Source organism: Kitasatospora sp. NPDC008115, from assembly GCF_042957205.1.
Taxonomy (GTDB): Bacteria; Actinomycetota; Actinomycetes; order Streptomycetales; family Streptomycetaceae; genus Kitasatospora.
The window spans coordinates 56,652-70,436 of record NZ_JBIBHU010000013.1 but is presented as its reverse complement, the minus strand read 5'-3'; the positions used below and the strand labels follow the sequence as shown (position 1 = coordinate 70,436).

Here is a 13,785-nt window from a genome sequence, read left to right as displayed (position 1 = left end):
CGTAGCGGGCGCCCCCTCTTTGACCCTTCGGGGTCGGGGAGGGGGCGCTTTCGCATGGAGCGGGCGCGGGGGAGAACGAAAGGACCGCCGCCACCTCAGGAGAGGTGGCGGCGGTCCTTCGTGGGTTCGGTCAGGCCTTGCGGAGCTGGAAGGCGAGGCCGAGGGAGTCGTCGGAGAAGGTGTCGGACTGCCAGTCGGCGGCGCCGGCGGCGAAGTCGGTGGCGAGCACCTCCTCGGCGACGAGGGCGCCGTGCTCGGCGATGGCCTCCGCGGTCTCGTCGCTGGTGGCCCGCCAGCGCAGGACGATGCGGTCGGCGACATCCAGGCCGGAGTTCTTGCGGGCCTCCTGGATCTGGCGGATGGCGTCGCGGGCGATGCCGAGGCGCTTCAGCTCGGGGGTGATCGCCAGGTCGAGGGCGACGGTGGCACCGGACTCGTTGGCGACGGCCCAGCCCTCGCGCGGGGTCTCGGTGATGATCACCTCATCGGGGGAGAGGGCGACGCTCTCGCCGTTCAGCTCGACGGAGGTGGTGCCCTCCGCGCGCAGTTCGGCGGCGAGCCTGGCGGCGTCCGCGGCGGCGACCGCCTTGGCGACGTCCTGCACGCCCTTGCCGAAACGCTTGCCCAGCGCACGGAAGTTGGCCTTGGCGGTGGTGTCGACCAGCGAACCGCCGACGTTCGCCAGCGACTCCAGGGCGGAGACGTTGAGCTCCTCGGCGATCTGCGCGCGCAGGTCGGCGGGCAGCTCGTCCCAGCCCTGGGCGGCGACCAGCGCCCGGGACAGCGGCTGACGGGTCTTCACGCCCGACTCGGCGCGGGTGGCCCGGCCGAGCTCGACCAGGCGGCGGACCAGCGCCATGTGCCGGGAGAGGTCGGCGTCGATCAGCGACTCGTCCGCCACCGGCCAGCTCGCCAGGTGGACCGAGGCCGGCGCGTCCGGGGCGACCGGGACGACCAGGTCCTGCCAGACCCGCTCGGTGATGAACGGGGTGAGCGGGGCCATCAGCCGGGTGACGGTCTCCAGCGCCTCGTGCAGGGTGGCGAGCGCGGCGGCGTCGCCCTGCCAGAAGCGGCGGCGGCCGCGGCGCACGTACCAGTTGGAGAGGTCGTCGACGAAGCCGGAGAGCAGCTTGCCGGCGCGCTGGGTGTCGTACGCCTCGAAGGCCGCGTCGACCTCGCGGACCAGGGTGTTCAGCTCGGAGAGCACCCAGCGGTCCAGCTGCGGGCGGTCGGCCGGGGCCGGGTCGGCGGCGGACGGCGCCCAGCCGCAGGTGCGGGCGTAGAGGGCCTGGAAGGCGACGGTGTTCCAGTAGGTGAGGAGGGTCTTGCGGACCACCTCCTGGATGGTGCCGTGGCCGACCCGGCGGGCCGACCAGGGCGAGCCGCCGGCGGCCATGAACCAGCGGACGGCGTCGGCGCCGTGCTGGTCCATCAGCGGGATCGGCTGCAGGATGTTGCCCAGGTGCTTGGACATCTTGCGGCCGTCCTCGGCCAGGATGTGGCCCAGGCAGACGACGTTCTCGTAGCTGTTCCTGTCGAACACCAGGGTGCCGACGGCCATCAGGGTGTAGAACCAGCCGCGGGTCTGGTCGATCGCCTCGGAGATGAACTGCGCCGGGTAGCGCTTCTCGAACAGCTCCTTGTTCTGGTACGGGTAGCCGTACTGGGCGAAGGGCATCGAGCCCGAGTCGTACCAGGCGTCGATGACCTCGGGCACCCGGGTGGCGGTGCCGCCGCAGTCGCGGCAGGCGAAGGTGACCTCGTCGATGTACGGGCGGTGCGGGTCCAGGCCGCTCTGGTCGGTGCCGGTCAGCTCGGTGAGCTCGGCCAGCGAGCCGACGCAGGTGAGGTGGCCCTCCTCGCAGCGCCAGATCGGCAGCGGGGTGCCCCAGTAGCGGTTGCGGCTGAGCGCCCAGTCGATGTTGTTGTTCAGCCAGTCGCCGAAGCGGCCGTGCTTGACGTTCTCGGGGAACCAGTTGGTGGCCTCGTTCTCCCGGACCATGGCGTCCTTGACCGCGGTGGTGCGGATGTACCAGGACGGCTGCGCGTAGTAGAGCAGCGCGGTGTGGCAGCGCCAGCAGTGCGGGTAGCTGTGCTCGTACGGCAGGTGGCGGAAGAGCAGGTCGCGGGCCTGGAGGTCCTTGACCAGGGCCTCGTCGGCCTTCTTGAAGAACTGACCGCCGACCAGCGGGACCTCGGGGGCGAAGGTGCCGTCGGCCAGCACCGGGTTGACCACCGGCAGGCCGTACTTGCGGCAGGTCGCGAGGTCGTCGGCGCCGAAGGCGGGCGACTGGTGGACGATGCCGGTGCCGTCCTCGGTGGTGACGTACTCGGCGTTGAGGACGTAGTGCGCGTCCTCGATCTCGACCAGGTCGAACGGGCGGCGGTAGGCCCAGCGCTCCATCTCGGCGCCGGTGAAGGACTCGCCGGTCGGCTCCCAGCCCTCGCCGAGGGCCTTGGCGAGCAGCGGCTCGGCGACCACCAGCTGCTCGGTGCCGTCGGTGGCCACCACGTAGGTGACCTCGGGGTGCACGGCGGCGGCGGTGTTGGAGACCAGGGTCCACGGGGTGGTGGTCCACACCAGCAGGGCGGCCCGGCCGGCCAGCGGGCCGCTGGTCAGCGGGAAGCGGACGAAGACCGAGGGGTCGACGACGGTCTCGTAGCCCTGGGCCAGCTCGTGGTCGGAGAGGCCGGTGCCGCAGCGCGGGCACCAGGGGGCGACCCGGTGGTCCTGGACCAGCAGGCCCTTGTCGAAGATCTGCTTGAGCGACCACCAGACGGACTGCACATAGGACGGGTCCATGGTGCGGTAGGCCTCGTCGAGGTCGACCCAGTAGCCCATCCGGGTGGTGAGCTCGGTGAACGCGTCGGTGTGGCGGGTCACCGACTCGCGGCACTTGGCGTTGAACTCGGCGATGCCGTACGCCTCGATGTCCTGCTTGCCGGAGAAGCCCAGCTCCTTCTCGACGGCCAGTTCGACCGGGAGGCCGTGACAGTCCCAGCCGGCCTTGCGGGCGACGTGGTAGCCCTTCATGGTCCGGTAGCGGGGGAAGACGTCCTTGAAGACGCGGGCCTCGATGTGGTGGGCGCCGGGCATGCCGTTGGCGGTCGGCGGGCCCTCGTAGAAGACCCACTCCGGGCGGCCCTCGGACTGCTCCAGGCTGCGCTGGAACACCTTGTTGTCCTGCCAGAAGGAGAGGATCTGGTGTTCGAGGGCGGGCAGGTCGACCTGCGCGGGGACGGGGTTGTAGGTGCTGGCCATCGCGGGCGTCTACCTCCGGCGGATGCATGGACGGGATCCGACGGAGGGACGAGACGGCGTGCCGTCCCGCGGTACCACCCTCCTTGGCCGCGGTCCTGCGTGCGGCCCTCTTGTTTGGGCTTGCGGCCGGGTCTACTGGGCCGGCGAGCGAGATCGCGACCGTTCCTCCGGCGGCTCCGGGGTGATCTTCGCGCCGTGCACACCCCCGGGCTCGCACCGTCCCCGGGTCGCTGGTGGCTGCGTACTGCGGTACTCGTCCCCATCTGCGCCTTGCAGGCCCAGTGTATCGGCCGTCGCAAGTCGGTTTCGGCGCGCCGGGGCGGGGGGCACAACTCTGTTCGGCGTGCTGGGCGTGGCGCCTGGGACGTCTGGCCGGGTGGGATCATTGTGAGACGTCGGTATGTCCTGTTGTGACCATTTTTGATCGGGATTATCGTTCCGGCACTGGAGGCCGCCGGGAACCGGCGGCTCGATTCGTTCGTAGATGGGGTCGAAGCCATGGCTGAGAAGGCAACCGGCGCGGGTACCGCCACCAAGCGGACACGCAAGGCCGTGGCAGGCGACCCAGGGGAGGGGACCGTGACCACTACCGCACGGCGCAAGAACACCACCGACACCACCCTCGTGGCCCCGGGCCGCACCCGTACCCCGGCCGCGGCCGGGACCAGTGCCAGGCCCGCCGGCGGCGGCGCCGAGTCGGTCGACCCGGCCGAGCTGCCGGTCCGCCCCGGCGAGGAGCCGTGGACCTCCGAGGAGGTGCACGAGCTGCACGCCGAGCTGATCAGCGACATCGACCGGCTCCAGCACGAGATCGACGCGGCCGAGGCCGCCATCACCGGTCTGATGCGCGACTCCAACGACGGGGCCGGCGACGACCAGGTGGACGCCGGTACGAAGAACATCTCGCGGGAGAGCGAGCTGGCGCTGGCCAACAACGCCCGCGACAGCCTCGCCCAGACCGAGCACGCGCTGGCCCGGCTGGAGGGCGTCGGCTTCGGCACCTGCGAGTCCTGCGGCCAGGCCATCGGCAAGGCGCGGATGCAGGCCTTCCCGCGGGCCACGCTGTGCGTCCAGTGCAAGGCGAAGCAGGAACGCCGCTGACGGCTCCGGGCGAGCGGCCCGGGGAGACGCGGGGGGTCGGGCTTGCCGTAGGCTCGACCCCGTAACGTCGCCCGATCCCTCGGTGGACCGGGCTTCCCACCGGCCTCGGCCTCCCACGTCACGGCAGCGGAGCGGATCATCAGTACGCAAGGTTCCCCCCAGACCCGGGACGAGTCCGTCCCGACGCCCGCCGACGTCGCGGCCGGGGCCGTCCCGGCCGACGGGGAGACGGCCGTCGCCGAGCCGGAGGCGTCCGTCCGGCCGGAGCCGGTCGGGGAGGCCTCGCCGGCGGCAGTGGCCGCACCGGCCGCTTCGGCCGCAGAGGGCGCGGTGGCCGCAGGGGCCGGACCGGCGGACGAGCCGAAGGGGCCCCGGCGGATCGGTGTGCTGCTGGTCGTCGCCCTGCTCGCCTTCCTGATCGACCTCGGCAGCAAGCTGCTGGTCGTGGCCCGGCTGGAGAACCACGCGGCGATCGAGGTGATCGGCGACGTGGTGACCTTCCAGGTGATCCGCAACTCCGGCGCCGCCTTCGGCATGGGGCAGGCGCTGACCGTCGTCTTCACCATGATCGCCTCGGCCGTCATCGTGGTGATCTGGCGGATCGCCCGGCGGCTGTACAGCCTTCCCTGGGCGATCGCGCTCGGCCTGCTGCTCGGCGGGGCGCTCGGCAACCTCACCGACCGGCTGTTCCGTTCGCCCGGCGTCTTCCGCGGACACGTGGTGGACTTCATCTCCGTCCAGCACTTCGCGGTCTTCAACCTCGCCGACTCGGCGATCGTCTGCGGCGGCATCCTCGTCGTCCTGCTCTCCTTCCGCGGCAGCAACCCGGACGGCACCGTGCACCAGCCGGCGGAGAAGGACGAGAAGGCCGGCAAGGCCGAGTAGCACCCGGCGCCCCGGCGCGTCCGGCGGGGCCGCGCGCGTCCGGCATACTCGTACGGGTGAGTACCGCAGCGCAGATCCGCAGCCTCCCCGTTCCCGACGGCCTGGAGGGCGAGCGCCTCGACGCCGCCCTCGCCCGGATGTTCGGGTTCTCCCGGACCAAGGCCGCCGAGCTGGCCGCCGACGGGAAGGTGACGCTCGACGGCGCCGTCGCCGGCAAGTCGGACCGGGTCACCGCCGGCTCCTGGCTGGAGGTCGAGATCCCGGCGCCCGCCGCGCCGGTGCGGATCGTCGCCGAGCCGGTCGAGGGCATGCGCATCGTCCACGACGACGAGGACATCGTGCTCGTCGACAAGCCGGTCGGCGTCGCCGCGCACCCCAGCCCCGGCTGGACCGGCCCCACCGTGATCGGCGGGCTGGCCGCGGCCGGCTACCGGATCTCCACCTCGGGCGCCGCCGAGCGCCAGGGCATCGTGCACCGGCTCGACGTCGGCACCTCCGGGCTGATGGTGGTGGCCAAGTCGGAGCGCGCCTACACCGACCTCAAGCGGCAGTTCCACGACCGGGTGACCGAGAAGAAGTACCACACCCTGGTCCAGGGCCACCCGGACCCGCTGAGCGGCACTGTCGACGCGCCGATCGGGCGGCACCCCAGCTCCGACTGGAAGTGGGCCGTCACCCGCGAGGGCAAGCCGTCCGTCACCCACTACGACCTCATCGAGGCCTACCGGGCCGCCTCGCTGCTGGACATCAAGCTGGAGACCGGCCGCACCCACCAGATCCGCGTCCACATGTCGGCGCTGCGCCACCCCTGCGTCGGCGACCTCACCTACGGCGCCGACCCGACGCTCGCCAAGCGGCTGGGCCTGACCCGGCAGTGGCTGCACGCGGTCTCGCTCGGGTTCGAGCACCCGGCGGACGGCGAGTGGGTGCAGTTCGCCAGCGAGTACCCGGCGGACCTGCGCAAGGCGCTGGACATCATCGCGGCGGAGAGCTGAGGGTGACGGGGACGGCCGGGACGATCCGGGTGGCGCGGGACGAGGCCGACCTCGCGCTCGTGCACCGCGTGCGACGGGACGTCTTCATCGTCGAGCAGGGGATCTCCGAGGAGGAGGAGTGGGACGACCTCGACCCCACCTCGGAGCACCTGCTGGCACTCGGCCCGGATGGTGAGCCGGTCGGGACCGCCCGGCTGATCCACGGTGCGCAGGCGCTGCGGGTCACCGGCGGGATCGAGGGGCGGGTGCTGCTCGGCCGGCTCGCGGTGCTGAAGGCGGCCCGGGGGAGCGGGCTCGGCGCGGAGCTGGTGCGGGCGGTCGAGGCCGCGGGGCTGGCGCGCGGGGCGCGCGAGGTGGAGCTGCACGCGCAGGTGCAGGCGCTCGGGTTCTACGAGCGCCTGGGGTACACGGCCGAGGGGCCGGTCTACGACGACGCCGGCATCCCGCACCGGACGATGACCCGGGTGCTGTAGCGCGTCTCCTGCGGCGGTGCTCCGGCGGCCCCGGGCCCGCCCCGGGCGCCGGTGGTTTTATCGGACGCCTACTCCGGGGGCGGCTACGATCACCGCCATGGAGCTCGGTGGGGCATGGCGCCGGTGGCGAGGCCGTGGGACGGCCGCCGGACGGAGACTGGTGGCCGGGGCGGTGGCCCTGCTGGTCGTCGCCGGGGCCGGGACGGCGGTGGCCGTCGCGGCCGGTGGTGAGCAGTCCGTCCGGCAGGAGGACCGTTTCCTCGCGATGCCCGAGACCCCCGGCAGCGCCCAGGTCGTCCAGCTGGACACCTCGTTCTTCACCACCGGTGACAGCCCGCGCCCGGCCGTTCTGCTCGGCCACGGTTTCGGCGGCTCTAAGGAGGGCGAGCGGGAACGCGCCCAGGAGCTCGCCCGGCAGGGGTACGCGGTGCTGACCTGGTCGGCGCGCGGTTTCGGGCGCTCCGGCGGGCGGATCGGGCTGAACGCGCCGGACCGGGAGGTCGAGGACGTCAAGCACCTGGTCGACTGGCTGGCACAGCGCCCCGAGGTGCGGCTGGACGCCACCGGCGACCCCCGGGTGGGGATCACCGGCGCCTCCTACGGCGGCGCGGTGGCGCTGCTCGGCTCGGCGTACGACAGCCGGATCGACGCCGTGGCCAGCGCGATCACTTGGTGGAACCTGGCCGACGCGCTGTTCCCGCAGGGGGTGCGCGGCTCGGGCGCGATCGACGGCGTGTTCAAGCGGCTCTGGGCCGGGATCTTCTTCACCACCGGCTCGGTGGGCGACCTCGGCCCCTCCGGCGGTGCGGCGCGGCCAGCCCTGGCGCCCGATCAGGGCGGCGGACAGGTGGGCTGCGGCCGGTTCCTGGACGAGCTGTGCCGGATGTACGACCGGGTGGCGACCTCCGGGCGCGCCGATCCGGAGGCCGTCGCGCTGCTCGACCGTTCCAGCCCGTCCTCGGTCGCCGAGCGGCTGAAGGCGCCCACGCTGGTGATCCAGGGGCAGCAGGACTCGCTGTTCCCGCTCGACCAGGGCGACGCGATCGCCCGGGCGGTGGCCGCCAACGGCGCGCCGGTGGCGGTGGACTGGTTCGCCGGCGGGCACGACGGCGCGACCGACACCAGCGCGCGGGTGGACACCCGGATGGTGGGGTGGTTCGACCGCTATCTGAAGGACGACGGGGGTGACACCGGCGCGGGGTTCCGGGTGACCCGGACCGGCGGCGTCGACTCGACGGGCTTCCAGGCGGTGCTGCGAGGGGCCACCGCGGACGCCTACCCGGGCCTCGGCGGCACCGGCTCGCGGCAGTTCGACCTGAAGGCCCCCACCGGCGAGCCCGAGCAGGCCTTCGCCAACCCGCCCGGCGGCTCGCCGCCCAACATCTCCGCGCTGCCCGGCTTCGGCGGCGCGCTCAGCCAGGCGTCCTCGCTGGGCGCCGGGCTGTCGCTGGACTTCCCCGGCCAGTTCGCCGCCTTCGAGTCGGCGCCGCTGGACGCCTCGGTGCACCTGACCGGACAGCCGACCGTACCGGTCCGGGTGCGGGCCGACCGGCCGGACGCGGTGCTCTTCGCCAAGCTGTACGACGTCGCCCCGGACGGCCGGCAGAGCCTGCCGCAGCAGTTGTCCGCGCCGCTGCGGGTGACCGGCGCGGACGCGCCCGAGGGCCGGACCGTCACGGTGGCGCTGCCCACCGTCGACCACACCTTCGACGCCGGGCACCGGCTGCGGCTGGTGCTCGCCTCCACCGACCTCGCGTACGCCTCGCCCGTCGAGCCCGCCACCTACCGGGCGGCCGTCACCGGACCGGTGACCCTGCCGACCGTGGACGACCTGGTCACCGAGGCGGCCCCGCTGCCCTCCCGGACGTGGGTGCTGCCGCTGGTGGCGCTCGCGCTGGCCGCCGCGCTGGTGCTGGTGCCACGGCTGCGCGCGGCCCGCTCCGCGCGCCGGGCGCACGGACCGGCGTACGATCCGGCGCTCGCCGGTGTCCCGCTCCAGATCACCGGCCTGAGCAAGCGCTACAAGGGCGCCGCCGACCGGTACGCCGTCCGTGACCTGGGCTTCCGGGTCGAACAGGGCCAGGTGCTCGGCCTGCTCGGCCCCAACGGCGCGGGCAAGACCACCACGCTGCGGATGCTGATGGGCCTGATCCGCCCCGACGCCGGCGAGATCCGGATCTTCGGCCACCGGGTGCGGCCCGGCGCGCCGGTGCTCTCCCGGGTCGGCGCCTTCGTCGAGGGCGCGGGCTTCCTGCCGCACCTCACCGGGCGGGCCAACCTGCGGCTGTACTGGCAGGCCACCGGCCGCCCCGAGGCGGACGCGCACCTGGAGGAGGCGCTGGCGATCGCCGGGCTCGGCGAGGCGCTGGACCGGGCGGTGCGCACCTACTCGCAGGGCATGCGCCAGCGCCTCGCGATCGCCCAGGCCATGCTCGGCCTGCCGGACCTGCTGATCCTCGACGAGCCGACCAACGGGCTCGACCCGCCGCAGATCCGTGAGATGCGCGAGGTGATGATCCGGTACGCGGCGGCCGGGCGGACCGTCATCGTCTCCAGCCACCTGCTGTCCGAGGTCGAGCAGAGCTGCACCGACCTGGTGGTGATGGACCGGGGCCGGCTGGTGACCACCGGCGCGGTCGCGGAGATCGTCGGCGCGGGCGCGCAACTGCTGATCGGCACCGATGCCTCGTTCGGGGCGGCGGACCTGGCGGCGGCGGCCGACAAGGTGGCCGCGCTGGAGGGGGTCGGGTCGGCCGAGGCGGTGGAGGGCGGACTGCTCGTCCGGCTGGACGGCATGGCGGGCAGTCAACTGCTCGCCGAGCTGGTGCGGCTCGGGGTGCCGGTGGAGTCGGCCGGGCCGCGGCGCCGGCTGGAGGACGCGTTCCTGTCGCTGATCGGAGGTGCGGCGTGAGCGCCGTGGGAGCTGAGGTGTCGGCCGATCACGCGGCCGGCTACCGGGCCGGGCGGACGCTGCCGTTCCGGGTCGAGGTGGTCCGTCAGTTGCGGCGCCGCCGGACGCTGGTGGTCGGCGGGGTGCTGGCCGCGATGCCGCTGGTCGTGCTGGCGGCGTTCGCGGTCGCGGGCACCCCCGGGCGGACCGACCGGACCACCTTCATCGAGCTGGCCACCTCGTCCGGGCCGAACTTCGCGGCGACCATGCTCTTCATGGGCACCGGCTTCATGCTGGTCATCCCGGTCGCGCTGTTCTGCGGCGACACGGTGGCCTCGGAGGCGAGCTGGTCCTCGCTGCGCTACCTGCTGGCCGCGCCGGTGCCGCGGGCGCGGCTGCTGGTGCGCAAGTTCCTGGTGGGGCTGCTCTTCTCGGCGGCGGCCGTGGCGCTGCTGCCGCTGGTCGGGCTGCTGGTCGGCACGATGGCGTACGGCTGGGGGGACCTCCGGCTGCCGGCCGGGGCCAGTCTGACCGCCGGGGAGGCGCTGCCGCGGCTGGCGGTCGCGGTGGCGTACGTCTTCCTGAGCGAGATCGTGATCGCCGCGGCGGCGTTCTGGCTCTCCACCGCCACGGACGCGCCGCTGGGGGCGGTCGGCGGGGCGGTGTTCGCCTCGATCATCACCGGGGTGCTGGACGCGATCACGGCGCTCGGCGACCTGCGGGCCTGGCTGCCGGCGCACTGGCAGTACGCGTGGGCGGACGCCCTGCAGCCACGGATGGAGTGGGGCGGCATGGTGCAGGGCGTCTCGCTCTCGCTGTCCTACGCGGTGGTGCTGCTGGCGCTCGCCTTCCGGGGGTTCACCCGCAAGGACGTGGTGTCGTAGCGGTTCGCGGAACGCTCCCGCCCCCGGCCTCCTGCGCGGGGGCCGGGGGCGGGACCGGTCGGTGCTACGGGGTGGTGCCGGTGGCGTCGGCGGTGTCGGCCGCCGCGCGGCGCCGGGCCCGGTGGACCAGCAGGCCGCCCGCGGCGACGAGCAGGCCGCCGGCCGCGATCAGGCCGGCGGCCGGTGCGCCGGTGTCGGGCAGGCTGCTACCGCCGTTGTGGTGCGGCGGGGTCGGCTGCGGGGCGGAGCCGCTGTCGTGGGGCTTGTCGTGGGGCTTGTCGTGGCCGCCTCCGGGTCCGTTCCCTTGGCCGCCTCCGTGGCCGGGGTGGCTGGGGTGGCCGCTGGGGTGGCTGGGGTGGTCACCGGGGCAGCCCTTGTGGTCGTTCCCCTTCGGCGGGCAGGTGACGACGGTGATGCAGAGCTCCGCGTCCGGGCTGCGGACCTGTCCGCCCTGCGGGTCGGTGCCGGTGGCGTGGGCGCGGTTCGTCACATGGCCGGCCTTGCCGTCGGCGGCGGTGACGACATAGGTCGCGTGGCAGGTGGCGCTCTGGCCGGGGTCGAGGGTGGTGCGGTCGCAGGTGACGTTCGACGCGTGGTCGTCGGTGACCGTGAGGTTGCCGACCGTGGATCCGCCGGTGTTGACGACGGTGTAGGTGTAGGTGACGGTGTCACCGACGCGGACCGGACCGGAGTTGTCGGCGGTCTTGGTGATGCCCAGCTTCGCCGCCCCGCCGGCGACCGGGAGGTTGACCTGGGCGTCGGGGCTGCGGACGGTGCCGCCTTGGGGGTCGGTGCCGGTGGCGTGGGCGGTGTTGGTGAGGTGGCCGGCTTGGGCGTCGGCGGCGGTCACCTGGTAGGTGGCGTGGCAGGTGGCGCTCTGGCCGGGGTTGAGGGTGGTGGGGTCGCAGGTGACGTCGGGGGCGTGGTCGTCGGTGACGGTGAGGTTGGTGACGGTGGTTCCGCCGGTGTTGGTGACGGTGTAGGTGTAGGTGACGGTGTCACCGGCGTGGACCGGGCCCGGGGTGTTGGCGGTCTTGGTGAGGGTGAGCGCGGCGGTGACGGGCGCCACCGGCAGGACGACCTGCGCCGGCGGGCTCTCCACGGGCTGGCCCTGCGGGCCGAGCGCGTCCGCCAGCGCGGTGTTGGTCAGGTGTCCGGCGGCGACGTCGGCCGCGGTGACCGTGTAGGTGGCCTGGCAGGTGGCGGCCTCGCCCGGGTCGAGGGTGGTGCGGTCGCAGGTCACGCTGGTGGCGTGGTCGTCCCGCACGGTGAGGCTGTTCACCGTCGTCGAGCCGGTGTTGGTGACCGTGTAGGTGTAGTGGACGGTGTCACCGGCGTGCACCGGGCCGGCGGTGTCGGCCTGCTTGCGCAGGTCGAGCCCGAACGTCCCGATGATCTCGATGGTCGCCTCGGCCTCCGGCGAGGTGACCGGCTGGTCGCCCGACGTTCCGGTGGCGCGGGCGTGGTTGGTGACTGAGCCGAACTGGCCGTCGGCGGCGGTGACGGTGTAGCTGCCGCGGCAGACGGTGCTGTCGCCGGGGCTGCCGGCCGGGGCCAGCGTGGTGGCGTCGCAGGTGATGCCGGTGACCTTGTCGTCCGTCACGCCGACGGAGTCCAGTTGGGTGCCGCCGGTGTTGGTGACCACGTAGCTGTAGGGCACGACGGCCCCGACCGCGAACGGTCCCGGGGCGTCGACGTGCTTGGTGAGGTTGATGCCCGGCGGCGCCACCACCGGCACGTTCTCCGAGGAGGGCGGTGACTCGACCGGGTTGCCGTCGGAGGTGCCGGTGGCGATGGCCGTGTTGGCCACCTGGCCGGCCTGGGCGTCGGCGGCGGTCACCTGGTAGGTGGCCGTGCAGGTGACGGTCTCGCCCGGGTTCAGCGTGGACACCGGGCAGCTGACCGGGCCGACCTTGGGGTCGTTGACGCCCAGGTTGTCGATGGCGACGTTGCCGGAGTTGGTGACGACGAAGTCGTACGGCAGCGGCGTGCCGGCCGTGATCAGCCCGGGCAGCGGCCGGCGGACCTGCTTGACCAGGTTCAGGGCGGGCAGCGGCTGGTCGGTGGTGACGGTCACGTTGCGGATCAGGTGGACGTCCGTGAACAGGCCGGTCGACCCCGCGAAGCCGAACTTGTAGGTGGAGGGCACCGGTTCGGGCGCCGGGGTGGACAGCACCTGGTGCACGCCGGTGCCGTCGTTGAAGTCGACGCCGACCGTCAGGACCGGTGCCGGGGCCTGCGTCAGGTGCACGTTCACCCGGCGGCGGGACGGCTCCAGCAGGGTCTGGGCCTGGTCCGGGGTCACCCCGGGCGGCAGCGAGGTGAGCGGGCCCTGGAGGGTGCCCGGCAGGGTGGAGGGCCAGGGGCCGGTGGTGGTGAAGTTGCTGGTGGTCGCGGTCAGGAAGCAGTAGCCGGTGGTGCCGTCACCGGGCCCGCGGACGGTGACCATGTTGGCGCCGGGCGCGGGCACGTGGAACCCGGTGCCGGCCGGCGAGCGCTGGGCGCAGCCGTTGCCGCGCTGCTCCCAGTCGCCGAAGTAGTTGCCGAGGACGTCGAGGCCGACGCCGAGGTAGCCGCGGTCGACGCCGGGCAGGAAGGTGAGGTTCGGGTTGTCGTCGGGCAGCTTCTGGGCGTAGCCGAGGCTGCCGCCGAAGGCGCCGGGGTGGGCGAGCGAGGTGTCGCCGTTGACCAGGAAGAAGGAGATGCCGTCGGCCGGGGTGTTGGGCGTGGTGCTGCCGTACTGCCACTGGTCGAAGGTGACGTCCAGGCCGTTGCCGGCCGGCAGCGCCTGGTCGAACAGGACGGCGCCGCTCTGGTCGTTCGCGGAGTCGGTGATCCGGAGGTATCCGAGCGGCGCGCTGTCCAGTGGGGGGACCGGTCCGACCTCGACGGCCGGGCAGCCCGTGAGCGGGTGGTTGCCCGGGCCGAGCGGGCCGGGCGGCGCGCCGGTGAGGCAGGCGGAGCCGACGGCGATGAAGCGCGGGTCGGCGGTGGCGTCGGTGAACCTCTCGTCGAGCAGGACGCTGCCGGTCGCGCGGACGCGGGCCGGAGCCGGGGCGGTCTTGGCGGCCGGGGCGGCGGGGGTGGCCTTGGCGGTCTGGGCGCTCTTGGCGGTGGAGGCGGCCGGGGTGGCCGGGGTGGCCGAGGGGTGTGGTGGTGCGGCGGCCTGGGCGGTGGCGCCGGCCAGGCCGGTGCCGAGGATTCCCAGTGCCGCGATGGTGGTGACGAGGCGGGCCGTTCGGGCGCGGAGCCACGGGGGACCCCCGGATTTTCTGATCATGCCGTCACTATGTGC

Annotated in this window: 8 protein-coding genes; 6 read left to right on the top strand and 2 right to left on the bottom strand. The window is 73.6% G+C overall.

Annotation, left to right across the window (positions count from 1 at the left end):
* Positions 1 to 130: 130 nt before the first annotated feature.
* Complete coding sequence (ileS, locus tag ACFZBX_RS18155; RefSeq protein WP_391534738.1) at positions 131 to 3,262, bottom strand: isoleucine--tRNA ligase; 3,132 nt, start codon at positions 3,260 to 3,262, stop codon at positions 131 to 133.
* 579 nt (positions 3,263 to 3,841) lie between these two features.
* Here ileS and ACFZBX_RS18150 point away from each other — a divergent pair.
* From ACFZBX_RS18150 to ACFZBX_RS18125, 6 genes are all read left to right on the top strand, one after another.
* A complete protein-coding gene (locus ACFZBX_RS18150) occupies positions 3,842 to 4,363 on the top strand; it encodes a TraR/DksA family transcriptional regulator (protein WP_391534737.1) in 522 nt (173 codons plus the stop codon).
* A 135-nt stretch (positions 4,364 to 4,498) separates the two neighbouring features.
* Positions 4,499 to 5,248 carry a signal peptidase II gene (lspA, locus tag ACFZBX_RS18145; protein ID WP_391534859.1) on the top strand — a complete coding sequence of 250 codons (750 nt, stop codon included), beginning with the start codon at positions 4,499 to 4,501 and terminating at the stop codon, positions 5,246 to 5,248.
* Between the two features lie 56 nt (positions 5,249 to 5,304).
* The gene (locus tag ACFZBX_RS18140; RefSeq protein WP_391534736.1) at positions 5,305 to 6,243 is read left to right on the top strand and encodes an RluA family pseudouridine synthase; all 939 of its coding nucleotides are present in this window, start codon (positions 5,305 to 5,307) and stop codon (positions 6,241 to 6,243) included.
* Positions 6,240 to 6,716, top strand: a complete 477-nt coding sequence (locus ACFZBX_RS18135; protein ID WP_391534858.1) for a GNAT family N-acetyltransferase — start codon at positions 6,240 to 6,242, stop codon at positions 6,714 to 6,716. Before ACFZBX_RS18140 ends, ACFZBX_RS18135 begins: the two co-directional genes overlap by 4 nt.
* A gap of 97 nt (positions 6,717 to 6,813) precedes the next feature.
* Positions 6,814 to 9,627, top strand: coding sequence for an alpha/beta fold hydrolase (locus ACFZBX_RS18130; protein WP_391534735.1), 2,814 nt, complete (start codon positions 6,814 to 6,816; stop codon positions 9,625 to 9,627).
* Between the two features lie 17 nt (positions 9,628 to 9,644).
* On the top strand, positions 9,645 to 10,490 hold the full coding sequence (locus ACFZBX_RS18125) for an ABC transporter permease (RefSeq protein WP_391534734.1): 846 nt from the start codon (positions 9,645 to 9,647) through the stop codon (positions 10,488 to 10,490).
* Positions 10,491 to 10,554: 64 nt separating this feature from the next.
* Here ACFZBX_RS18125 and ACFZBX_RS18120 read toward each other — a convergent pair whose 3' ends face one another.
* A complete protein-coding gene (locus ACFZBX_RS18120; protein WP_391534733.1) occupies positions 10,555 to 13,770 on the bottom strand; it encodes an LPXTG cell wall anchor domain-containing protein in 3,216 nt (1,071 codons plus the stop codon).
* Positions 13,771 to 13,785 lie beyond the last annotated feature (15 nt).

Coding starts and splice junctions, on each gene's coding strand:
- ACFZBX_RS18130 (WP_391534735.1), top strand. CDS start 6,814: ATGGAGCTCGGTGGGGCATGGCGCCGGTGGCGAGGCCGTGGGACGGCC.
- ileS (WP_391534738.1), bottom strand. CDS start 3,262: ATGGCCAGCACCTACAACCCCGTCCCCGCGCAGGTCGACCTGCCCGCC.
- ACFZBX_RS18120 (WP_391534733.1), bottom strand. CDS start 13,770: ATGATCAGAAAATCCGGGGGTCCCCCGTGGCTCCGCGCCCGAACGGCC.